This window comes from Flavivirga abyssicola (assembly GCF_030540775.2).
GTDB classification, from domain to species: domain Bacteria; phylum Bacteroidota; class Bacteroidia; order Flavobacteriales; family Flavobacteriaceae; genus Flavivirga; species Flavivirga abyssicola.
Genome location: NZ_CP141266.1, coordinates 3,883,157 through 3,906,366, shown reverse-complemented (window position 1 = coordinate 3,906,366; position 23,210 = coordinate 3,883,157). Strand labels below are relative to the sequence as shown.

Below are 23,210 nucleotides of genomic sequence, written 5' to 3'. Positions count from 1 at the left end.
CAGGAAATGGCATTAGAAAAAACCAAAGACAGCTCATCCATAGGTCAATTAGCTGTCTATGATGCTAAACAAGCTTTTTTAGGAGTTAAACATGCCTTTACAAGACCTTTTCATTGGAAAAAGAAAGATTTTGCAACTTTAGGGACTATAGCACTCGGATCTCTTGCGCTTTCTACTATAGATGATGAAGGCAGCGCTTTCTTTATTCGCCAAGAGCCCGATGTACCAAATGTTTTTATGGAAGCTGGTACCAGGTTTGGAAGCCCACAAGTTTATTTTATTGCTAATGCTGGATTATATGGTTTTGGTTTGCTGACTAAAAATGAAAAGCTTAGAAAAACCAGTGTATTAATTATTTCCTCCTCATTTACTACAGGAGTAATACAAAGTTTGAGTAAAACTGCTTTTGGTAGGGCTCGACCAGGAAACGGTTATAAAAGTACAGAATTTAGATTTTGGTCAAATGAACCTGGGTTTCATTCATTTCCATCTGGACATACTATTTTATCTATGACAATGGCTCATGCTATAGCTAAACAGTTTGACAATATATGGTCTAAAGTAACTGTCTATACCCTAGGCTCGGTAGCTCCAATTTCAAGATTATTTGCTGGAGCCCATTGGCTTACAGATATTGCATTAGGAGCTGTAATTAGTGTTGCTGTTGTTGATTCTGTAGATAAATTTCTATTCAAAACAAAAGCTTATAATTATCCTGTAAAAGAAAAGAATCGTATTTCTTGGAAACTTCAGTTTACAGGAAATAAAATTGGTGTTATAGGAATGTTTTAAACTGTTTTTTAACCACCTAACCAAAACACACTATAAAACATCTTAAAAATAGCTTTTTAAAAATCGAGATAAAAAAGAAGTCTAAAAAAGTTAAAAAGACTGTTTAACTTTTTTAGACTTCTATCAATAATTTTTACAACTACACTAAAGAAAAGTAATTAATAGTTTATTTGAAGCTGCATTAAGTTTTTCTTGAGCTGTCATGTTATTACCTCCTGACCAAGTACCAATATGGCTACCAATTTCTACACTAGTAGTAGTACCTAAAAATCTAGCCATATAAACTTTTACTTTTACAGTATAAGTTCCTGCATTAAGAGTAATGGCATGCGAAAACGTAGAATTATTCATTAAAAGTCTAAAACTATCACCTCCTGGATTATGAATCATAGGCAGATAATTAGAAGACGTAACATCATTGGCGCCGTTAATTTCGAGAATAGTAAACATCTGAGCAAAACCGGAATCGGTTGACGAATTCAATTGGCCAGAAAACAATGTCCAATCTATTTTAATGGTTTCATCTTCTAAAATTGTAAACGTCGCACTTAAATCTGGCACATCAAGCCATTCACGATCATTCGATGTATCAACTACCAAAGATGTATTAGATACAATAACCGTAGGTATAGTTGCATTATCTGTTTTATTTAAACACTCCCAATCTGGAGAAAAAGGTGTGCCAATATTTACAGAGGTACATTTATTGGTTGTGTCATACACCATAAGTCCAGTTGCTGGACTCGGAATATTATTTTTCTGCGCATTAGTCAGTCGCGGAAGCAGCACACCTTTGTTAGTACTTTGAACATCAAGTACTGATGAATTATTTGGTGTTACAGTTCCAATACCAACTTGAGCATAGGACATAGAAATAAAGCAAAAAAGCATAAAAGTTAGAGTAGGTTTTTTCATTTTAAAATTTTAATTTAATTAGGGTAGAACAAGTATACATAAAAACGAAATAAACTGCAACTAACTGATTACAAATACGTTAAAACGCAACCGTTCGTCTAAAACTATCTGTATTACAAACAATTAAGGAAATTTAACAAGGCGTAAATAGGAATTTTTATATGATAAGAAATGTTAAAATTTACATCAAAAGCAAGTAAGTTCTTATTACTAAAATTTTAACCGCGACTTTTACTTAATCTAATGGTTTTTATTTAAAATTTTGTATCTTTAAAAGACACTCACAAACTTATAACTATGATGGATTCAAATTATATAAAAATATTTACAGGAGATTTTATAATTGTTCAACGAATTATTAGTGAATTAAAAGCAATTGATATTAATGCGGTTGTTAAAGACTCAACAGAATCTGCTCGTTTAGCAGGTTTTGGAGGAGGTATAATTCCAGGGTTTCAAGAAATTTTTGTAAATAAGGATGAGCTTGATAAAGCGATACGGATCGTTGAAAACATCTCTTCTGAGCTAAAATCATAAAAAGATGCGCCTTGATCTATCTTATTAGTTGCAATATCACACCAACCATACCTAAGAAAAGGCATAAGGGCGAGTAAAATTTTGTGTCTAATTTCCCAAAAGTTGTCGTCTTAACTTTTTTAAAAAAGCCAACATACTTAAATTCTCCAATGGATCTTAAAAAGAATATGGCAGGTATAATCCAGCTACCATAGTCCAATAACCAATCTGGTAAATTCAAATTTATACAACCCGCTTTTATTAAATAGAAAAAGGAAAAAGACATAAGCCCAACCCCTACAACAGCACTATCAAATTTTTTAGGGTTTAAAACACGCTCTCCTGTTTCTTTTGTAGGCAATGATTCAGCAAATCCAAACGTACCTCCCATAACCCAATTTAAATGGATAAGTGCTAATGTAAAGAATACAAAACCCAATATAGATGATAAAACTACGTACAGATTTAAATTATTAATTGTTAAGCGGTAACCGCATACATTTTATTACGCAATTCTTTAATTTTAGCATCTTGCATGTATTCATCAAACGTTGTATATCTATCAATAACCCCATTTGGTGTTAATTCTATAACTCTGTTAGCTACAGTTTGTGCAAATTCATGATCATGCGTCGTGAATAAAATAGTGCCCTTAAAGTTTTTAAGTGAATTATTAAAAGCCGTTATACTCTCTAAATCTAAATGGTTTGTAGGCTCGTCTAACTGTAGTACGTTAGCTCTTGTCATCATCATTCTGGATAACATACAACGTACTTTCTCTCCCCCAGATAATACAGACGATTTTTTAAATGCTTCTTCTCCACTAAAAATCATTTTTCCTAAGAAACCGCGAATATTAACTTCTTCCCTTTCCTCTTCAGTTTGAGCCCATTGACGTAGCCAATCAATTAAACTTAAATCATTATTGAAAAACTCGCTGTTATCTAGTGGTAAATATGATTGTGTGGTTGTAATACCCCAGGCAAATTTACCAGCATCTGCCTTTTCTTTATTGTTTAATATTTGATAAAATGCTGTAGTAGCTCTAGAATCTCTTGAGAACACAACAACCTTATCACCTTTAGCAAGGTTTAAATCTATATCTTTAAATAAGATCTCTCCATCTGCAGAAGCGGCTAAACATTCAACATTCAAAATCTGATCTCCAGCTTCTCTATCGCGTTCAAAAATAATAGCTGGATATCTACGCGATGTTGGTTTTATATCGTTAATATTTAATTTATCAATCATCTTCTTTCTACTCGTTGCTTGTTTACTTTTAGCTACGTTAGCGGAAAATCGTCTAATAAACTCTTCTAATTCTTTCTTCTTTTCCTCTGCCTTTTTATTTTGCTGTGCACGCTGACGAGCAGCTAATTGAGATGATTCATACCAAAACGTATAGTTTCCAGAAAAGTGATTTATTTTTCCAAAATCAATATCAGAAATATGGGTACATACTGCATCTAAAAAGTGACGGTCGTGAGAGACGACTATAACACAATTATCATAATTAGCTAAGAAGTTTTCAAGCCACGAAATAGTTTCATAATCTAAATCATTTGTTGGCTCATCCATAATCAAGACATCTGGATTACCAAATAACGCCTGTGCTAATAAGACACGTACTTTTTGTTTACCATCCAAATCACTCATTAAAGTATAATGAAATTCTTCCTTAATACCCAAGTTAGATAACATGGCAGCCGCATCACTATCGGCATTCCAACCGTTCATTTCTTCAAACTGTACTTGAAGTTCCCCTATTTTTTCAGCATTTTCATCAGAATAATCAGCATAAAGCGCATCCATTTCAGATTTAATCTTGAATAATGGTTTATTTCCCATTAAAACAGTTTCTAAAACAGTATGTTCATCATATAGGTTATGATTCTGCTCTAAGACAGACATACGTTTTCCAGATTCTAAAGAAACATGACCAGATGTTGCTTCTTGTTTCCCGGAAAGGATTTTTAAAAATGTTGATTTTCCTGAACCATTGGCACCAATAATTCCGTAACAATTACCATTATTAAAGGTTGTATTTACTTCATCAAAAAGAATACGTTTTCCAAATTGAACTGAAAGATTTGATACTGATAGCATAAGTGTTGTTTTAATTTTCTCAGATATTTTTATTTATCAATTAGGTCTTTAAAAACTCACTATTTTAATAAGGTTTACTCCTTGACATATCCCTTTTAGCAAGTTTTTGCAAAAGTAGAAAATTCAAATGTCACAAAGAAACTTAGATACATTCTTTTTAAATAAAAAAGTTTCGTTTTTTTCAGTTATAGTAATATTTAACAACGCATTAACAGCACTTTATAAATACAACACATATTTTTGTATCGTAATTTGTATTAATTTAATACTATTAGGGGGGATTTTATGAAGTTATACTTTTCAATAACATTAGTGATATTGGCACTTTTAGGCTGCAAGAATAAAAGTGAAATGGAAGATAATTACGCATACATAGGTGGCGAAATTATTAATCCAACCGCTAATTATGTCGTGTTATTAAAGTCCGATATAACTATTGATACTATAAAACTTGACAATAGAAACAGGTTTTTATACAAAGTTAATCATTTAGAAGAAGGACTCTACTCATTTAGACATGGCTATGAATATCAAATGGTGCTATTAGAACCAAAAGACAGTGTTTTGTTTAGATTGAATACTTTAGATTTTGATGAATCACTTGTTTTTACAGGAAAAGGATCTAGAAAAAACAATTATCTTATCAATGAGTTTTTAGAAAACGAAGTTGAAGAAAAATATATTTTTAAGCTTTGTCAATTATCGCCTACAGTCTATCAAAACCGTATAGATTCATTAAGAAACCTAAAAGTTAAAAAATTCAATACTTTTAAAAGCAAATTTGAACCCTCACCTTTATTTGAAAAAATAGCCCGTGCCAATATAGATTATGACTATTATTCTAGTAAAGAAGTATATCCGTTTGTACACTATGGAAATAATAAAGAGGCTGTTTTAAAATCACTTCCAGAAGATTTCTATAACTACAGAAAAGATATTAATTATAATAATGATTTATCCATTCATTACTATAAATACAAAAAATTTTTAAAGTATACTTTTAGCAATATTTCTCTAAAAGAGCATAATGCTCATTCCAATGGCAAACACTTCAACAGGTATTCATTATGTTATAATTTAGATAAGTTAAATCTTATTGATAGCTTAATAACAAATACTGATATTAAAGACGAATTATTATATGAGTTGGTAATAAATTATATATCTAAAAACAAGAAGCCAGAGAATAACAATGTCATTTTGAAATCTTATTTAAGTAAAACTAAAAGCGAAAAAGGCAAAAAGAAATTAACAGAATTCACTAATTCTTTAAATAATTTAAAAACGGGGTTTAACATTCCAAATATTAAACTTGTTAATTATGATAGTGTTGAAGTTGATATTAGTTCAGTTATAAATGCACCTACAGTTATTAGTTTTTGGTCGCATACTTATCATGAACATTTTAAAAACAGTCATAAAGAAATTAAAAAGTTACAAATGAAGTATCCCGAAGTTGTTTTTATTACTATTAATATTGATGATTATGGGCTAGAAAAACCGAAAAACTCATTAAAAAATAACAAGTTTACCTATAAAAATGAGTATACTTTTAAAAATCCAAAAGAAGCCTCTAGAACTTTAGCCATTCATCCAATGACAAAAGCTATGATAATTGATCAACACAAAAAAATAGTGAATGGTAATGCGAATATTTTTTCTGTAAAATTCGAAAAAGAGCTTTTAGGTTTAATAAATCGATAGATTAAATTACCTAATAACCAAGACATACGATTCTGAGGTATTATCGGAACATAACGGACCATTAATCCTTCCACCTTCATCATAGTGCGATGTAACTTCCAGGTAAACTTCAAGACGAAAACGTCCTGCTTCTTTAGGAATTCCTTTAAATACAACTTCTCTACGTCTATTATAAAATACTTCTATGCCTTCTGGTAACCTGCCTACAACATCGAAATAATAATCATAATCATTATCATTTACTTCATTTTTAATTTCGGCAGTAATGGCTTCAGAATAATACTCATCTACAAATCCTAATGCCAAGGTTTTAGTACGTATTTCTGGTCTTACATTAATAATACAATCTAATGTATCATCACAACTGCTAAAAGAAAAAAGGAACATTAAAAGAATTATAGGTAAATATTGTTTCATAGTATTAAGTTTAAAAAACAATAAATATCAAATAATATGCCGAAAATATTTTTACCCCTATTACCTTTTAGAACTTCGAAATGAAGGTAGAAAATACGGATTAAAGCTTATAATGATTCATTAATAACTTTTCATAAACCGTATCTGGCAATATTCGTTTTAAAACGATTGAGAATTTCTGCATAAACACTCCTATTTTGTAATGTACTTTCGGATTGCCTGTATTTATAATTTTATAAATAGCCTCTGCCATTAGGTTTGGATCACTTCCACTATCTACATGTGCATCCATTAAGTTTAGCGCATTTCCATATGGCTTTAAATAAGGAGATGTTTCTAGAAGCGGGGCATGATAACGACCAGCAGCAATGTTTGTAGCAAAATCACCTGGAGCAACATTGGTCATTTTTATGTTAAAACCTTTAAGTTCCATTCTAAAAGCCTCTGTTAAAAGTTCTAAAGCCCCTTTACTCGCACTATAAATACCTCGATATGGTAGCCCCATATAACCTGCTATAGATGTTATATTAATAATTAACCCCGATTGCTGTTTGCGCATTTGTGGCAACACTGCTTTTATAACATTAATAGGTCCAAAAAAATTAGTCTCAAAATTAGCTTTAATTTCTGCTTCTGGTATCTCTTCAATAGGGCCTGTTATACCAGCTCCAGCATTATTTATAACAACATCTAACCTCCCCTCTTTTTCTATAATAGTATGAACCGTTTCCAATATGGTGGTATGCTCTTTAACATCTAATGCTAAAATAGGAAACTTACTATCTTTATACTTATCAGGGTTTCTACTAGTACCATAAACTATAAAGCTTTTTTGGCTTAAGTATTCTCCAATAGATTTTCCGATTCCTGAAGAACCACCAGTGATTAAAACAACTTTAGACATTTTTTAAAATAATTGAAGTGTTAAAAATACAAATAAAAATTTCTTAAAACCAACAATCACCAACGCAATAATACGAGGTATTTAGGTGGTTTTAGCTTAAACTCTTAGGGGATTCTTTTCGATAAAAAATAAAAAAACCCGTCTTTATGGTAATACATGAAACTAAAAAATCTTGATTCGCCAAAGCTTTCAAGATTTAAGTTTATGGTACAAAAAAAGGCAAGCTACCTACATCACACCGCTACAACCGTATACCTTTGCTTCGTTCCCGACCTGGAGGATTCAACAGGAGCTGGTTGTGTAGGACTTGCCGGGTGCAAAGATACGATCTTTTAAAAATTTCACAATGATTTTTTAAACTGATTTTAAATAAATATCTTGCTTCAAATTAAAAATTAACAATGAAAACATTCAAATATCTATTAATCATATTTTTAGGAGGATTAATTATGTCTTGCGGACCTAATTCTGGTAAAAATAAAAGTGCCTTTTCTATTAAAACGAATGCTAATAAAGGTGATATTTCTATTAATACAGCCTTATCTCTCTCGTTAGAAAACAAAAAAAAGCACATTATAGATTCTGTTTTTTATACTCTGGATGGTATGAAGGTCGGCGAAACTATTCAACTAACCAATTTCAAATTAGGAAAACAAACTATTGAAGCCATTGTATATTTTAATAATGATGAAAAGGAAACAGTTACTACAACCGTTACCATATTAAATGATGCTCCTCCAAAAGTTTACAGTTATAAAATTATTAATGAATATCCGCATGATATCACTTCATATACGCAAGGGATAGAATTTTTTAATGATACGCTTTATGAAAGCACTGGTCAATATAAAAAGTCTAAACTTAGAAAAATTGATTACAAAACGGGGAAAATCATCAAAAACATTGACTTAGCTGATGAATATTTTGGAGAAGGGCTGACGATCTTAAATGATAAAATATATCAATTAACCTGGAGGGAAGGTACTGGTTTTGTTTATGACGTAAATTCATTTGATAAAATAAGTAGCTTCAAGTATGGAAACAGCAAAGAAGGCTGGGGACTATGCAACAATGAAAATACCATTTATAAGAGTGATGGTACCGAAAAAATATGGTCTTTAAACTCAAATACGCTAGTTGAAGAATCATATATTCAAGTGTATACTAATAAAGGAAAAATTGTAGGGATCAATGAAATGGAATGGATTGATGGAAACATCTATACAAACCGTTATCAAAAAGATGGTGTCGCTATTATTAATCCTAAAAATGGTGCTGTTACTGGTGTTATTGATTTTTCTCCTCTTAAAAAATTGGTCACTCAGCATGAAACCTTAGATGTTCTTAATGGTATCGCTTACAACCCAAAAAACAATACTATTTTTGTAACTGGTAAACATTGGGATAAATTATTTGAAGTAGAGGTTATTGAGAAGTAATTCACTAGTCATCATGTCAAATGAGGAACGACTGAGGCATTAATAAATAATACCTTCGTTTTGTCAAAAGTCACAATGTGATGTCTCCTACTGTCGATGTTGACCACTAAGCTTAATTACGTCCCGAGTCATTTCGAACGAATGTGAGAAATCGCATAAAAAATGACAAACAATTCATTGTACTAAACGCTGATTTCTTTCCCTTTCAAATAGACTTTTTCAATCTGATTAGTACCAAATGAATACGGTATAAACCCGTAAGAATTGATTGGTTTGGTAAGTATTAAATTAGCCTGTTTTCCTTTGGTTATAGAACCTACTTTATCTGCTATCCCCATAGCATAAGCACTATTTAAAGTAGCTGCATTTAAAGCCTCTTCTGGTGTCATCTTCATTTTTATACAAGCTGTAGAGACCACAAAATTCATATTCCCCGATGGTGTTGAACCTGGGTTATAATCTGTTGCTAATGCCAATGGTAACCCAGCATCAATCATTTTACGAGCTGGTGTATATGGGATACTTAAAAAGTAAGAACAACTTGGTAAGGACACAGGCATGGTATTCGTTTTTTTAAGAGCTTCAATATCTTCATCACGCATCACTTCTAAATGATCTACAGATAAAGCATTATGATGGACTCCAGCCTGAACACCTCCAATTGCCGTGAATTGGTTAACATGAATTTTGGGTATCAGTCCATATTTTTTTCCAGCTTCAAGAATTAATTCTGTATCAGCCACAGAAAAATAACCGGTTTCACAAAAAATATCGATGTATTCTGCTAAATGTTCTTTAGCTATTTTGGGAAGCGTGTCTTCTATTAATAATTTTAAATAGGCCTCTTTATGCTCTTTATATTCAGCTGGCACAGCATGTGCTCCTAAAAAAGTGGCTTTTATTTCTATAGGATAATGTTCTTTTAAACGTTTAATGACGCGTAACATTTTTAATTCGGCTTCCGTTGTTAAGCCATAACCAGATTTAATTTCAATGGCTCCAGTCCCTAATTGAATGACTTCTTCTAAACGCTCCTTACTTTGATCATATAGTGCTTCTTCTGATGTTTCTTGTAATTTCTTAGCTGAATTCAATATCCCACCACCATTGGCAGCGATATCTTCATAAGATAATCCTTTTATTCGATCTACAAATTCACTTTCGCGATTTCCTGCATAGACAATGTGCGTATGGGAATCACACCAGGATGGTAAGATCATTTTTCCAGTGGCATCAATAACTTCCGAAAATGCTGTTTTAGGACAATTTTCCATACTGCCGAAATCAGAAATCAATCCTTTCTCTACAATTAAAAAAGCATTTTTTATGGTAGGTAACTCACTCATTGCTTTTCCAGAAACAAATGCTATAGGCTCTGTTCGTACTTGAATGAGTTCTTTTATATTTTTGAATAAGGTAGTCATTAAAATAAATTATTAAGGATACTATCGGCTACTAAATTAGGAATTGTTACTTTTAAATTAGGTGTTCGTTCCATTTCCCGCTTTATTGCAAAGATAGCTTCATTATTTCGAGCCCAGTTTCTACGAGCAATGCCGTTATTTACGTCATAAAACAACATACTTTTTAAACGTGCTTCTGCTTCTGGTGTGCCATCCAGTAGCATTCCGAAACCGCCATTCATCACCTCTCCCCAGCCTACACCTCCTCCATTGTGTATAGATACCCACGTGGCACCTCTAAAACTATCTCCAATAACATTATGAATAGCCATATCTGCTGTAAATTTACTGCCATCATAAATATTAGAGGTTTCTCTAAAAGGGGAATCTGTTCCACTTACATCATGATGATCTCTTCCTAAAACCACAGGGCCTATTTCTCCTGTTGCTATAGCACTATTAAATGCTTCTGCTATCTTTGAACGTCCTTCTGCATCTGCATACAGTATACGTGCTTGAGACCCCACCACCATCTTATTCTTTTTAGCATTTTTAATCCAGGTTATATTATCCTGCATTTGCAACTGAATTTCTTCAGGTGAGTTTTCCATAATATTTTGTAAAACAGTTGCAGCTATTGTATCTGTAATGTCTAAATCTTTTGATTCTCCAGATAGACAGACCCAACGGAAGGGACCAAAACCATAATCAAAACACATAGGACCTAAAATATCCTGAACATAAGATGGGTATTTGAAATCAATCCCATTTTCTGCCATTACATCTGCTCCTGCTCTAGATGATTCTAATAAAAAAGCATTACCATAATCAAAAAAATAAGTGCCTTTCCCTGTGTGTTTATTTATTGCCATAGCATGTCTACGTAACGATGCCTGCACTTTTTCTTTGAACAACTCTGGTTCTTCGCGAATTAATCGATTGGATTCTTCATATGAAATACCTACAGGGTAATAACCACCTGTCCAGGGAATATGTAATGAGGTTTGATCGGATCCTACATGAATAAAAATGTTCTCTTCATCAAATCGCTCCCATACCTCTACCACATTTCCTATAAATGCTATAGAAACAACTTCTTTTGTTGCTTGGGCTTCTTGAACCCTAATAATTAAATCCTCTATGTTGTCAATCAATACATCTACCCACCCTTGTTCATAACGCTTCTTAGCTGCCTTTGGGTTCACTTCTGCACAAACAGTAATACAACCTGCAATGTTTCCTGCTTTTGGCTGTGCGCCACTCATGCCTCCTAATCCTGCAGTTAAAAATATTTTTCCTTTTGAATCATCTCCTTTTGGTAAAATATTGCGAAAAGCATTCATAACCGTAATCGTTGTTCCATGTACAATTCCCTGAGGGCCAATATACATAAATGAACCAGCCGTCATTTGCCCATATTGAGTAACTCCCAATGCATTAAATTTTTCCCAATCATCTGGTTGTGAATAATTAGGAATCATCATACCATTCGTTACAACAACTCTAGGAGCATGCTTTGAAGATGGAAATAACCCCATGGGATGCCCCGAATACATATGTAAAGTCTGCTCATCTGTCATGGTTGCCAGGTATTTCATCACTAAAAGATATTGTGCCCAATTTTGAAATACGGCACCATTACCTCCATAGGTAATTAATTCCTCTGGATGCTGTGCAACGGCAGGATCGAGGTTATTTTGAATCATAAGCATGATCGCTGCTGCTTGTGTAGATTTAGCAGGATATTCTATAATTGATCTAGCATATATATCATAATCTGGTTTGAATCTATACATATAAATTCTACCATATGCTTTCAACTCTTCAGCAAATTCAATGGCCAACTCCTGATGCCAATCCTTTGGAAAATAACGCAACGCATTTCTGATAGCCAATTGCTTTTCTTCTATTGACAAAATATCTTTTCGTTTTGGCGCTCTGTTTGCATCTTTAGGATATACTTTCTTAGCTGGTAATATATCAGGAATACCTTGTAATATTTGATCTTGAAATGTCATTTCTGTCTTTACTTTAAATTGAATGCTTGATCTTTAACCAATCGAATCATGGCATTAATATCGTCTTTTAAAATTCTATCATCTTCTAGTCTTGGTACTTTTTCCCTGATAATCTTAAAGTTTTCTTCAATAATATCCGAAAACGTATTGGGTCTTCTAAACTCTAAGGCTTGTGCTGCATACATGAGTTCTATGGCTAATACTTTATCAATATTTCCCAATATCTGATTGAATTGACGTCCTGATATACTCCCCATAGACACATGGTCTTCTTGTCCTAAAGATGTTGGAATACTATCTGCTGATGGCGGAAAACATAATGACTTATTTTCTGTTACCAAAGCAGCTGTTGTGTACTGCGGAATCATAAAACCAGAATTTAAACCGCCTCCAGTGGTTAATAATCGTGGCAATCCAAATTTACCTTCTAGTAATAAATAACATCTTCTATCTGAAATATTTCCTAATTCTGATGCTGCTATTGAAGTATAATCTAATGCCATAGCTAGAGGTTGCCCATGAAAATTCCCTCCAGAAATAGCCTCGGTATCACTTAAAACAATAGGATTATCAGTAACAGAATTCATTTCTATTTCTGCTAACTCTTTTAAATGGTAATAGGCATTTCTGGAAGCTCCGTGTACTTGAGGAATGCAACGCATGGAATAAGGATCCTGTACACGTTCACAATTTTCATGAGAATCAACATTCTGGGATTTATAGAGTAGCATAAACATTCTTTCTGCAACTTCAATGGTTCCTTTATAAGGACGTATTTTGTGTAATTCATCTCTAAACGGAGAAGAACTCCCTTGATACCCTTCAATACTCATAGCGCCAGCTACATCTGCCAAATCTAATAAATAGGCCATTTTATCTAAGCCAACAATAGCATGTGCTAAAATAAATTGTGTACCGTTTATTAAACCTAACCCTTCTTTAGCTTGTAGCGTTAAAGGGGTTAATTGATGTTTTTCTAATCCTATTTTTGCATGTTCAATGGTATCATCAATCCAAAACTCTCCCTCTCCTATCAATGGCAAAAATAAATGCGACAAGGGTGCTAAGTCTCCTGACGCTCCAACCGAACCTTGTTTTGGAACTACTGGTAATAAGTCATTTTCTATGAAATATAAAATTCTTTCAATTAATTCTAGTCGGACTCCGGAATATCCTTGACATAAAGCATGAACCTTGCAAATCATCATGATTTTCGAGAGTTCTTTATCTATAGGAGTTCCTACGCCAACGGCATGGGTAATCAACAGGTTTTCTTGTAACTTATTAGTTTCTTCTGCTGTGATCTGCACATCACACAAGGGTCCAAACCCAGTATTAATACCATATACAGCTTTATTTCCAGCAGCCATGGTTTCAACCTTTTTTCTGCATGCAATGACTTGTTCTTTTGCTTCTGAAGTAATAACAGCAGTTAATTCGCCTTTGGAAATAGCTAATACCTTTTTAACTGTTAAATTATCTATACCGTACTTAAATGACATTCTATAAAAATTGGTGAATAACAAAGTTATTTTTAATTTTGATAACTAACAATATCATTTATAGTTCAAAACAATAACCATGAGTTATCAAATAGAATTAAGACATATTAGATATTTTCTAGCGGTTGCTAAAGATTTACACTTCAGAAAAGCTGCTGAACGTTTATTCATTTCTCAACCAGGATTGAGTAGACAGATTAAACAAATGGAAGATGATTTGGGGGTTCTTTTATTTGAAAGACATAATAGAAAAGTAATACTTACCAAGGCTGGGGAATACCTTAAAGAAGAATTAACCTTAAACTTAAAAAGTCTGGAGCACACTTTTTATCATGCCAAATTATTGAATGATGGTAAAAAAGGTGATTTGAAATTTGGATATGTAGGGTCTGCCATGCAAGAAATAATTCCCAATTTATTAATAGCATTTGAGAAGGAACATCCTGATCTACTATTTAGCTTAAAAGAAATGGGAAATCATAAGCAAATAGAAGAGCTGCTTTCTTATGATATAGATTTAGGCTTTGTACGTTTAGACAGAGTCCCTAAAGAATTGGAAATTAAACCCATTTTAAAGGAGAATTTTTGTCTGGTGTTACCACATAGTCATGCATTAAATAAAGAAACCTTTAAGGGTTTACAGCAGTTGAAAGAGGAACCATTTATTTTATTTGACCCTAAATATAGTACTACTTATTTTGAAAAAGTGATGCAAATTTTCGATGATAGTGGTTTTTCTCCTATCATTTCACATAATACCATTCATGCTAGCTCTATATATAAGCTTGTTGAGAATAATTTTGGCATTTCTATTGTCCCCATGTCTCTAATAGATATCAATAACAAAAAAGTAAAGTTCATTGAATTATCTAAAATAAAACAAAAAACCACGCTTTCAATGGTATGGAATAAGCATAATAGAAACCCTATTTTGAATAGGGTCTTTGATTTTATTTAGGAACAAAAAAAGGGATTAAGGTGTTCGTTAAGAAATGACCATTAGGCAAGTCCCGACCCTTCGTAAGAGGGGAGAACGTTTAGAAATAGTCCAGTGGACTATTTTAGTGAAGCAGCCAGAGTGTCGCATTGGGGGAAAAACATTGAAAAGTAGTATAGCATTGGATAATACATTGGCGCGACGTCGAAGTTTTGTGCTTGGTTCTTCTCGGGCGTAAGCCGAGAGAAGAAATTCCTATCGAAGGGGCGTCTTTTCTCCTGCCTGTCGGTCTACCAAGCCAAAGGCATGGCAGGCAGGTTTGTTACTTTTCTTTGGACGGGTAAAGAAAAGTTAATAATGAATCTTTTTTTAAAGATGTGGTACACCGCAGTTCAGTAAAGCAGAAACCTACTCGCTATTAAATATTTCTGTTATTCATGTGGATTCCTGCCTTCTCACACTACTGTCCGGAATAATATATTATATTGTTTTATTTGTATTATTTTCACTGATCTTATTAAGATTAGTTAAACCAAAAGACTTAATTTTCATGTATTCTCAAACATATTTCGGAGAGCTGTTATCATTATTGCCAAAGCAAAAATTCAGGAGCATAGTAGAGCGTAATAAAACGGATAAATATTCAAAAGGATTTAAGACATGGGATCATCTGGTGGCTATGATCTATGCCCAATTAAGCAAGGCCAATAGTTTACGGGAACTAGAGACCACTTTTAACTCATTTTCTAACAAACATTATCATTTAGGGGTAAAAAGGATAAAGAGGTCTACCTTGGGAGAGGCCAATCAAAAAAGGGACTCAAGAGTTTTTGAAGAATTGGCCAATTATCTTATATCACAGGTCCATCATGATAGTACTAAAGATTTAAAAGCGCTTTTATATCTATTGGATTCCTCACCAATACCATTGAGCAACCACCGCCATAAATGGGTTGATGAAATGAATCACCGGACCAAAGGGCTTAAAATTCATTTGTTATATAGCCCATTGACCAAAACATTATCCCAATTAAGTATTACCAACAGTGATATTAATGATATCAATAAAGGTCAAGAGCTAAAAATAGAACCCAATGCTGTTTACGTTTTTGATAAAGGCTACACCGATTACAACTGGTGGTATAAAATACATCGGCACAATAGCATTTTTATAACCCGATTTAAAAAAAATGCGTCACTCAAAGTGGTAGATACCTTTCCTGTAGATTCAAAACAGGAAAGTAGAATAATGGCAGATGAGATCGTTTTGTTTAAAAATAAAACGCCACGCAAAGGAAAAAAGAATGAGTATAGGGAACCGTTAAGAAGAATTACCGTTAAAAGAGAAGATAAAGATACCCCATTGATAATAGCAACTAATGATTTAGAAAAACCTGCAGAGCAGATAGCCGATCTATACAAGAAAAGATGGGATATTGAATTGTTTTTCAAATGGATAAAGCAAAATTTAAAGATAAAACGGTTTATAGGCACATCTGAAAATGCAGTGAAAATACAGATCTATACAGCCATCATTACCTATACTTTGGCATTGATCTTGAAGAAAATGAAATCAGCTAAAGAACCTCTTTATTTATTTGTTGAAAAGCTCTGTTCTTTAATGTTTGTGCCTGTCAAAAACACAATGGACTATCAAAATAGAATTAGAAAACAACAACAAAATAAAGTTAAATATCAATATGCTATTTTTGAATAAATTTATTCCGGACAGTAGTGTGCCTTCTCAGGAATGACAAAGCAATAACTATAAAATAATGAGAGCTAACGATAAGATTACATCGAAATCAGACTATAAATTAAACCAATCTTTGGTTATTTCTTTTTCGATATTGTAATTTCCTTTATGAATAAACTCATTTTTTATAGCGTTGTATTCATAATCTTTTCCCCAAGCCTCATAATGCTTAGCAACCTCTTTAATAGCGTCACAAATAAAGTGGATGTCATCATTAGTCATAGTAGGGTGAATAGACATTCTTATCCAACCTGGTCGCTCTATCAAACAGCCTTCCAATATTTTTTGTTCTATAGACTTAGATGTTGGCTCGTCTACATTTAATAAATAATGTCCATAGGTTCCTGCACAAGAGCATCCTCCTCTGGTTTGTACCCCAAAACGGTCATTTAATAGTTTAACAATTAAATTGTAATGTGCGTCTTCAATATAAAAAGAGAACACCCCTAGCCTATCTGTATGCTCTGGTGCCAGTATTGTTAGATTTTCTATGGCTCCCAGTTTTTCAAAAATGATAGCATTCAACTCATGTTCTCTATCCAGGATATTTTGTACCCCCATTTTCTCTTTAAGTTGGATGGATAGTGCAATTTTTATAGCCTGTAAAAACCCTGGTGTTCCACCGTCTTCTCTAGTTTCTATATCATCTATATAATCATGGTCTCCCCAAGGATTAGTGTAAGATACCGTACCACCTCCTGGATTGTCTGGCACTAAATTTTTATATAATTTTTTATTAAAAATTAATACGCCTGAAGCCCCAGGACCTCCCAAGAATTTATGAGGGGAAAATGTAATAGCATCTAAATACATGTCTTCATCTTCTGGATGCATATTAATATCTACATAAGGTGCCGAACATGCAAAATCCACAAAGCACAAGCCATTATTCTGATGCATAATTTTTGCGACTTCATGGTAATTGGTTCTAATACCAGTTACGTTAGAACAGCCAGTAATAGCTGCTATTTTTATTGGACAATCTTTATACTTAGCAATAAGCTTTTCTAAATTTTTTGCACATGGTAAACCCGCCTCATTCGAAGGGATCACTTCAACGCGTGCAATCGTTTCTAACCAGGATGTTTGGTTAGAATGATGCTCCATATGCGACACAAAAATGATAGGTCTTAAAGCCTCTGGAACAACTGTATGTTCTTTTAAGTTCTCATTTAGTTTTAAACCTAAAATACGTTGAAACTTATTAATGGCTCCTGTCATACCTGTGCCAACTGTTATAAGCACATCTTCATTTGAAGCATTTACATGCTTTTTAATGATATTTCTAGCATCATGATAAGCCAATGTCATTGCAGAACCAGTTATAGATGTTTCTGTATGCGTATTAGCTACAAAAGGCCCTATTTGATTAAGTAATTTTTGTTCTATAGGCTTATATAGTCGCCCACTAGCTGTCCAATCGGCATAAATAATTTTCTGCTTTCCATAAGGAGATTCAAAAGATTCGTTTACACCAACTATATTATTTCGAAAGGGTTTAAAATAGTCTTCTAGGCTTGAATCATTATCTTTAGACTTAGGAGTTAGTTTATTCTTTATAGTCTTTATCATAATTTTATTCTAATATCTATAAATTTTTATTTGAACTTAGAAACCCCTGCTTTTAGCCATGTGTAGTATTCATCAACATCTGGTGTATACGCCACAGGATCTATTAGATTGCCTTCATTATGATCCATAAGAACATAAAACGGTTGAGAATTCGTTTTATATTTAATGGTTTGTAATTCACTCCATTTCTGTCCTATATACTTTAATTTTTTACCTGGTCGTAACTTAGAATCAATAACTTCACTGGCTTTTAATTTACGCTTGTCATCCACATATAATGAAATAAGAACCACATCGTTTTTAAGAATGTCCAACACTTTAGGTTTTACCCAAACGTTTTGTTCCATTTTTCTACAATTCACACAAGCATGTCCTGTAAAGTCAATCATAACAGGTTTTCCTATTTTTTTAGCATATGCCAAGCCCTTATCATAATCATTAAAAGCTAAGATATTATGAGGTGGCATAAGGTGGGCACCTTCTGGAACCTCTATATGATTATCTGCAGAACCACCAGAACCAACTTTGTTAAATCCAACACCGTATGGAGATTCACTATAATGTTGTGGTGGCGGGAAAGCACTAATTAAGTTTAAAGGCGCTCCCCAAAGTCCTGGAATCATATAAATAGTAAATGAGAGTGTTAAAAGACCAAGACATAACCGTCCAACCGAAATATGGGTTAAAGGAGAGTCATGTGGTAACTGTATTTTTCCAAAAAGATAGAAAGCTAACGCTCCAAATATAGCAATCCAAATGGCTATAAATACTTCACGTTCTAACCAATGCAATTGTAATACCAAATCGGCATTTGACAAGAATTTAAATGCTAAAGCAAGTTCTAAAAACCCTAAAACCACTTTTACTGTATTTAACCAGCCTCCAGATTTTGGTAATGAATTTAACCAGCCCGGAAATGCAGCAAATAGTGCAAAAGGTAAGGCTATAGCAAGTGAAAACCCTAACATTCCAACAATAGGTCCTACCTGACTACCTCCAGCTGCTGCTTCAACAAGTAATGTTCCTACTATAGGTCCTGTACAAGAAAAAGATACTATAGCTAAGGCCAAAGCCATAAAGAAAATACCAACTAGGCCGCCTCTGTCTGCCTGACTATCCACTTTGTTTGCCCAAGAATTAGGAAGCATAATCTCAAAAGCTCCTAAAAAGGATACTGCAAATATTATTAACAGTAAGAAGAAAGCAATATTAAACCAAACATTCGTTGATAAAGCATTAAGTGCATCGGGGCCAAAAATTAAACTAACTATAACGCCTAGCAATACGTAAATAACCATAATTGAAACACCATAAATAATAGCATTTCTAATTCCTGCTGCTTTATTTTTGCTTTGCTTGGTAAAGAAACTTACCGTCATTGGAATCATAGGAAACACGCATGGTGTTAACAATGCTGCGAATCCAGATAAAAAAGCAATAAAAAATATTGTCCAAAGCCCTTTCTTTGATCCTGAATTTGAAGCTGGTTTACCGGTCTCTGTTTTTACGTCTTTTAATTCTGATTCTGAAGAAGATGTGTCTGAGTGCGCTTCTGTAATTGCAGGCTTTTCTTCAACTGCTTTTGGTTCCGATTTGGTTAAAGTTGGTAAATTAAAAACCAAATCAACCTCTTTAGGTGGTAGACATCTCGTGTCATCACATACCATAAACTCAACAGTTGCATTCACTGTTTTTTTATCCCCTAAAACCTCTATTTTTTGTTCAAAAGCAGCTTTATTCTCAAAAAACTTAATTTTCATTTCAAAAATAGGATCATTCACAGTATGTCCTTCTTCTTCTGTAGTATTGCCTATAGACTTAAAAGCACCATTTGCTTCATCAAAAGTAAAGGCTGTAGCTATTGGTCCTCCTTCAGGTACATCTTGAGAATATAGGTGCCAACCCGGCTCTATGCTTGCTTTAGAAATTAACTTATATTCGGTATCAGATATTTTCTCTACAGAGGTTGACCACTTAACTGGATCAAAAACTTGAGAGTTCCCTATAGTTAAAGAAAATAAGGCTAATAGTAGAATAATTTTTTTCATAATATTATTTTATATATTTTTAAAAAAGGGTTATTTATAAATAACCCTTTAGTTATCTTTCTTATATTATATTTCAAAGGACTAACTCGAATATAATTAACACAAAAACAAAAGTATTAAGAAAGATGTTACTATGCTTTAATTTTATTTAATGAAATAATACGTTTAAACTTTAGGCTTGAATACAATTTCATAAGATTTTGCATCTTTTAAAAGTGTTTTAGCAAAGTTTTGAATATCTTTTATCGTAATATTATTGACAATATCTTCAAAATTCTTTGAATCATTCATATTGTAACCTTCACGATAATAACGCGTTAACAAACTCATTTCATATCTATTATAATCTTTTTGTTGCTTTCTCTCCTTTAAATAATTAGTTAATGTTTTATCTAAATCTAACTGAAGAATATGTCCTTCTGCCATTTTATTTATTTCTTCATGTACTATCGCTATTAAGGTTTCTACCTTATCTGGATTGCAATCAAAATTAACAGAGATAGATGCTTTTTGTAATGGTCGTTTAGACAAGCCAGCATTCGTACTGGCTCCATATGTTCCGCCTTCTTCTTCTCTTAAAGTTTCGGTATATCTTAAATCCAACATATCTCCTAATGCACGAGCTATCAACGCATTTTTCAAACTATATTTATAGTCATTTTTATATGAAATCCTTACAGAACTTTTTGGGTCTTCCATTTTTAGATAAATATCTTTATCTATTTTCCCACTTAACCAAGGCGTAGAATTATCTTTCCAGGTTTCTTTTGTATCGTTTGTAGGTATACTTGCTACGTATCTTTCTAACAAAGGCTTTAAAGCCTCTTTTTCTATATCTCCTACAATAAAAAACTCAAAATCTGCTGCATTACCAAATCTATCATTATAGATCGCCTTTATTTTATCAAAAGAAATATCCTTAATAAAAGCATCATTAAATATACGCTTCTTTGGACTGTTAGTCCCATACAAAGTAACAGTCATACTATCCTTCATTTTCTCAGCAATATTCTCCTTTCTTCTTATTTTGTAGTTTTCTACATTTTGCATGATGACATCATATCCATTTTCATCGAAACGGGGTTTTACAAAACGAAGATATACCATCTGTAACATCGTTTCTGTATCTTTTGTTACAGATGACCCTGAGATACTTTCTGATAAACCTGAAATACCAATAGAAGTATTTGCCGTTTTACCTGCTAATACTTTTGGTAAATCTGTAGAGGAATAATCTCCTAAACCTGAGTATTGAACAACATTAGGTAATATAGCTGTTGAAGGTAGATCTGTATCATTTAATAAGGATGTACCGCCTTTACTCAAAGCTTTTAATTTTACATCATTAGCATTTTTGTTAGCATATTTGTAATGTACTTTTATACCATTACTTAAAGTGAATGTTGTCGATTCTAAAGCCTTATTGGTTTCTTCTGAAGTAATTGCACCATTCTTTATTGTCATACCAGAAATTAATGTTTTTCCTCCAAACTCATCTGTATAAGCTTCTATGGATGCATCATTTTCTACATCACTGATTATATTTAATGCGTCTTCTTTACTTAAATTATTATTATCTTTTACTCCTGTTAGCGTTAAAAATCTGTTCTTATCTGTGTATAATTTTTTAAGTGCTGAATGAATTTCATCTGCTTTTAATGTATTAAATATTGATTTAACAATCTCAAATTCCTTTTCTATATCTGCAATGGCTACATTATCTAAATAATCGTTTTGTATCAATTTAACGATACGTTTATGAGACATGTCGTCTTTTTTGCTAATCTGATTCTCATAATAGCTCGTAAAATCTGTAATGGTTCTTTCAATCTCAGCTTTAGCAAAACCAAACTTCACCGCCCTATTTACTTCTGTTAAAACAGATTTAAAAGCTGCATGTTGTTGATTTGGTTTCGGGTTTATGGTTATATTGAATGCCTTTGTTGATCTAGAATGACCTCCATAGCCTATTCGTGCGCTTAAAAAAGTGGCTTCAGGCTTTCTAGAAAGCTCAGTAATTCTTGCAGATAACATACTTGTTATCATGTTATTTAAAAGAGAGGCTTTTAAGCTAGCTACTGTTTCTTCCTTTAAAGGTTTTGGGTGTCTTATTCCAAAACTTATACCCGAGGTCGTAACCTCTTCATCCATAGCCATAGAATATAGCATCTCATCATTATCTGGAATAGTAACAACAAACCGTTCTTTAGGCTCTTTTACGGCTGGAATCTTTGAGAATAATGCTTTAATTTTTTCTTCAACCTGATTAACATCTATATCCCCTATAATAGCGATGGCCTGTAAATCGGTTCTATACCAATCATGGTAGAAATCGCGTAATGCTTTGTATTCAAAATTATCAACAATATCCATCAATCCAATTGGTAAACGCTTTGCATATTTTGAATGGTTAAACATCGTACCTATATTTTTCTGAAGAATTCGCATGCCTCCACTTTGGCGGGTACGCCATTCCTCTTTAATAACACCTCTTTCTGCATCAATCTCCTCGTCTGTAAGCAATAAATAGTTAGACCAATCATGTAATACTAATAAGCCTGTATCTATAAGCTCTGGGGTTGTGGGAATATTGTTTATATTATAAACTGTTTCATCAAAGGAAGTATAGGCATTAATATCTTTTCCAAAGACTAATCCATGTTTTTGCATCGTATTTAAAATACCTTTGCCTTCAAAGTTTTTAGTGCCATTAAATGCCATGTGTTCTAAAAAATGAGCCAATCCTTGTTGGTCATCATTCTCTAAAACAGATCCTACATTTTGAATAATATAATAACTCGCTACATTTTTAGTAACATCTGTACTTTTAAGATAATAGGTTAATCCATTTGGAAGCACACCTTTTTTTATACTTTGGTCTAAAGGGATTAGGCTATTTAATTCCAGATTTTTAGTTACACTTTGTTGTGCAAATACGTGAACTGCTGTACTTACAATGAAAAATAAAAGTGTAATTACTCTAATTTGTAGTTTAATCATTAGTAATTGTTTTTGTTTATGTTACTCTCTAAGGACGCTTTTTATCTTACGTCCCCTTATTAATAAAATGTTAAAATTGAATTTTAACCTTCTAAGACTCTATTTTTATAGCATTATATTTAACTCTAACAACAAATAAAACTTATAATGGGTGGCTTATTAAACTAATTTATATAGAATT

Annotated in this window: 17 protein-coding genes and 1 other RNA gene; 6 read left to right on the top strand and 12 right to left on the bottom strand. The window is 32.8% G+C overall.

What is annotated here, in order from left to right; genetic code table 11:
- Positions 1–6 precede the first annotated feature (6 nt).
- Entirely contained in the window at positions 7–792 is a 786-nt protein-coding gene (locus Q4Q34_RS16315; protein WP_303319186.1) for a phosphatase PAP2 family protein, read from the top strand.
- Between the two features lie 144 nt (positions 793–936).
- Here Q4Q34_RS16315 and Q4Q34_RS16310 read toward each other — a convergent pair whose 3' ends face one another.
- Positions 937–1,707 (bottom strand): hypothetical protein, encoded by a 771-nt coding sequence (locus tag Q4Q34_RS16310; protein ID WP_303319187.1) that lies wholly within the window; start codon positions 1,705–1,707, stop codon positions 937–939.
- A gap of 297 nt (positions 1,708–2,004) precedes the next feature.
- Between Q4Q34_RS16310 and Q4Q34_RS16305 the strand changes: the two genes are divergently transcribed.
- On the top strand, positions 2,005–2,244 hold the full coding sequence (locus Q4Q34_RS16305) for a putative signal transducing protein (RefSeq protein WP_303319188.1): 240 nt from the start codon (positions 2,005–2,007) through the stop codon (positions 2,242–2,244).
- Positions 2,245–2,260: 16 nt separating this feature from the next.
- Here the strand turns inward: Q4Q34_RS16305 and Q4Q34_RS16300 are convergent, their stop codons facing one another.
- Together Q4Q34_RS16300 and Q4Q34_RS16295 are read right to left on the bottom strand one after the other, a co-directional pair.
- Positions 2,261–2,662, bottom strand: coding sequence for a DUF3995 domain-containing protein (locus Q4Q34_RS16300; RefSeq protein WP_303319189.1), 402 nt, complete (start codon positions 2,660–2,662; stop codon positions 2,261–2,263).
- A gap of 41 nt (positions 2,663–2,703) precedes the next feature.
- Positions 2,704–4,329, bottom strand: coding sequence for an ABC-F family ATP-binding cassette domain-containing protein (locus tag Q4Q34_RS16295; RefSeq protein WP_303319190.1), 1,626 nt, complete (start codon positions 4,327–4,329; stop codon positions 2,704–2,706).
- A gap of 351 nt (positions 4,330–4,680) precedes the next feature.
- On the opposite strand from Q4Q34_RS16295, the gene Q4Q34_RS16290 reads away from it, so the two are divergent.
- Positions 4,681–6,033 (top strand): TlpA family protein disulfide reductase, encoded by a 1,353-nt coding sequence (locus Q4Q34_RS16290; protein ID WP_330444552.1) that lies wholly within the window; start codon positions 4,681–4,683, stop codon positions 6,031–6,033.
- 6 nt (positions 6,034–6,039) lie between these two features.
- Here the strand turns inward: Q4Q34_RS16290 and Q4Q34_RS16285 are convergent, their stop codons facing one another.
- The 3 genes from Q4Q34_RS16285 to ffs form a co-directional block, all read right to left on the bottom strand.
- Entirely contained in the window at positions 6,040–6,450 is a 411-nt protein-coding gene (locus tag Q4Q34_RS16285; protein WP_303319192.1) for a hypothetical protein, read from the bottom strand.
- Between the two features lie 100 nt (positions 6,451–6,550).
- The gene (locus tag Q4Q34_RS16280) at positions 6,551–7,354 is read right to left on the bottom strand and encodes an SDR family oxidoreductase (RefSeq protein ID WP_303319193.1); all 804 of its coding nucleotides are present in this window, start codon (positions 7,352–7,354) and stop codon (positions 6,551–6,553) included.
- 214 nt (positions 7,355–7,568) lie between these two features.
- Positions 7,569–7,667: signal recognition particle sRNA small type (gene ffs / locus Q4Q34_RS16275), an RNA gene on the bottom strand.
- 88 nt (positions 7,668–7,755) lie between these two features.
- Between ffs and Q4Q34_RS16270 the strand changes: the two genes are divergently transcribed.
- On the top strand, positions 7,756–8,793 hold the full coding sequence (locus Q4Q34_RS16270; protein ID WP_303319194.1) for a glutaminyl-peptide cyclotransferase: 1,038 nt from the start codon (positions 7,756–7,758) through the stop codon (positions 8,791–8,793).
- 182 nt (positions 8,794–8,975) lie between these two features.
- Here Q4Q34_RS16270 and hutI read toward each other — a convergent pair whose 3' ends face one another.
- The 3 genes from hutI to hutH are packed head-to-tail and all read right to left on the bottom strand — an operon-like array spanning position 8,976 to position 13,716.
- Positions 8,976–10,217, bottom strand: coding sequence for an imidazolonepropionase (gene hutI, locus Q4Q34_RS16265; RefSeq protein ID WP_303319195.1), 1,242 nt, complete (start codon positions 10,215–10,217; stop codon positions 8,976–8,978).
- Positions 10,217–12,214, bottom strand: a complete 1,998-nt coding sequence (locus Q4Q34_RS16260; protein ID WP_303319196.1) for a urocanate hydratase — start codon at positions 12,212–12,214, stop codon at positions 10,217–10,219. The genes hutI and Q4Q34_RS16260 overlap by 1 nt, the downstream gene beginning before the upstream one ends.
- A gap of 8 nt (positions 12,215–12,222) precedes the next feature.
- A complete protein-coding gene (gene hutH / locus Q4Q34_RS16255) occupies positions 12,223–13,716 on the bottom strand; it encodes a histidine ammonia-lyase (RefSeq protein ID WP_303319197.1) in 1,494 nt (497 codons plus the stop codon).
- A 79-nt stretch (positions 13,717–13,795) separates the two neighbouring features.
- Here hutH and Q4Q34_RS16250 point away from each other — a divergent pair, with 79 nt between their 5' ends.
- Positions 13,796–14,674: a LysR family transcriptional regulator gene (locus tag Q4Q34_RS16250; protein WP_303319198.1), complete on the top strand. Its 879-nt coding sequence runs from the start codon at positions 13,796–13,798 to the stop codon at positions 14,672–14,674.
- Between the two features lie 529 nt (positions 14,675–15,203).
- Complete coding sequence (locus tag Q4Q34_RS16245) at positions 15,204–16,370, top strand: IS4 family transposase (RefSeq protein WP_330444532.1); 1,167 nt, start codon at positions 15,204–15,206, stop codon at positions 16,368–16,370.
- Between the two features lie 93 nt (positions 16,371–16,463).
- Here Q4Q34_RS16245 and Q4Q34_RS16240 read toward each other — a convergent pair whose 3' ends face one another.
- The 3 genes from Q4Q34_RS16240 to Q4Q34_RS16230 all read right to left on the bottom strand — a co-directional run bounded on the left by Q4Q34_RS16240 (position 16,464) and on the right by Q4Q34_RS16230 (position 23,029).
- Positions 16,464–17,981: an aminotransferase class V-fold PLP-dependent enzyme gene (locus Q4Q34_RS16240; protein WP_303315139.1), complete on the bottom strand. Its 1,518-nt coding sequence runs from the start codon at positions 17,979–17,981 to the stop codon at positions 16,464–16,466.
- A 26-nt stretch (positions 17,982–18,007) separates the two neighbouring features.
- The gene (locus Q4Q34_RS16235; protein WP_303315141.1) at positions 18,008–20,029 is read right to left on the bottom strand and encodes a protein-disulfide reductase DsbD family protein; all 2,022 of its coding nucleotides are present in this window, start codon (positions 20,027–20,029) and stop codon (positions 18,008–18,010) included.
- A gap of 165 nt (positions 20,030–20,194) precedes the next feature.
- Positions 20,195–23,029, bottom strand: a complete 2,835-nt coding sequence (locus tag Q4Q34_RS16230; protein WP_303315143.1) for a M16 family metallopeptidase — start codon at positions 23,027–23,029, stop codon at positions 20,195–20,197.
- Positions 23,030–23,210 lie beyond the last annotated feature (181 nt).

What these genes read in the sequence shown, in the direction of transcription:
- Q4Q34_RS16235 (WP_303315141.1), bottom strand. Translation starts at nt 20,029, where the DNA reads ATGAAAAAAATTATTCTACTATTAGCCTTATTTTCTTTAACTATAGGG.
- Q4Q34_RS16295 (WP_303319190.1), bottom strand. Translation starts at nt 4,329, where the DNA reads ATGCTATCAGTATCAAATCTTTCAGTTCAATTTGGAAAACGTATTCTT.
- Q4Q34_RS16270 (WP_303319194.1), top strand. Translation starts at nt 7,756, where the DNA reads ATGAAAACATTCAAATATCTATTAATCATATTTTTAGGAGGATTAATT.
- Q4Q34_RS16230 (WP_303315143.1), bottom strand. Translation starts at nt 23,029, where the DNA reads ATGATTAAACTACAAATTAGAGTAATTACACTTTTATTTTTCATTGTA.
- hutI (WP_303319195.1), bottom strand. Translation starts at nt 10,217, where the DNA reads ATGACTACCTTATTCAAAAATATAAAAGAACTCATTCAAGTACGAACA.
- Q4Q34_RS16290 (WP_330444552.1), top strand. Translation starts at nt 4,681, where the DNA reads ATGGAAGATAATTACGCATACATAGGTGGCGAAATTATTAATCCAACC.
- Q4Q34_RS16305 (WP_303319188.1), top strand. Translation starts at nt 2,005, where the DNA reads ATGATGGATTCAAATTATATAAAAATATTTACAGGAGATTTTATAATT.
- Q4Q34_RS16260 (WP_303319196.1), bottom strand. Translation starts at nt 12,214, where the DNA reads ATGACATTTCAAGATCAAATATTACAAGGTATTCCTGATATATTACCA.
- Q4Q34_RS16285 (WP_303319192.1), bottom strand. Translation starts at nt 6,450, where the DNA reads ATGAAACAATATTTACCTATAATTCTTTTAATGTTCCTTTTTTCTTTT.
- Q4Q34_RS16245 (WP_330444532.1), top strand. Translation starts at nt 15,204, where the DNA reads ATGTATTCTCAAACATATTTCGGAGAGCTGTTATCATTATTGCCAAAG.
- Q4Q34_RS16280 (WP_303319193.1), bottom strand. Translation starts at nt 7,354, where the DNA reads ATGTCTAAAGTTGTTTTAATCACTGGTGGTTCTTCAGGAATCGGAAAA.
- Q4Q34_RS16240 (WP_303315139.1), bottom strand. Translation starts at nt 17,981, where the DNA reads ATGATAAAGACTATAAAGAATAAACTAACTCCTAAGTCTAAAGATAAT.
- Q4Q34_RS16250 (WP_303319198.1), top strand. Translation starts at nt 13,796, where the DNA reads ATGAGTTATCAAATAGAATTAAGACATATTAGATATTTTCTAGCGGTT.
- hutH (WP_303319197.1), bottom strand. Translation starts at nt 13,716, where the DNA reads ATGTCATTTAAGTACGGTATAGATAATTTAACAGTTAAAAAGGTATTA.
- Q4Q34_RS16310 (WP_303319187.1), bottom strand. Translation starts at nt 1,707, where the DNA reads ATGAAAAAACCTACTCTAACTTTTATGCTTTTTTGCTTTATTTCTATG.
- Q4Q34_RS16315 (WP_303319186.1), top strand. Translation starts at nt 7, where the DNA reads ATGGCATTAGAAAAAACCAAAGACAGCTCATCCATAGGTCAATTAGCT.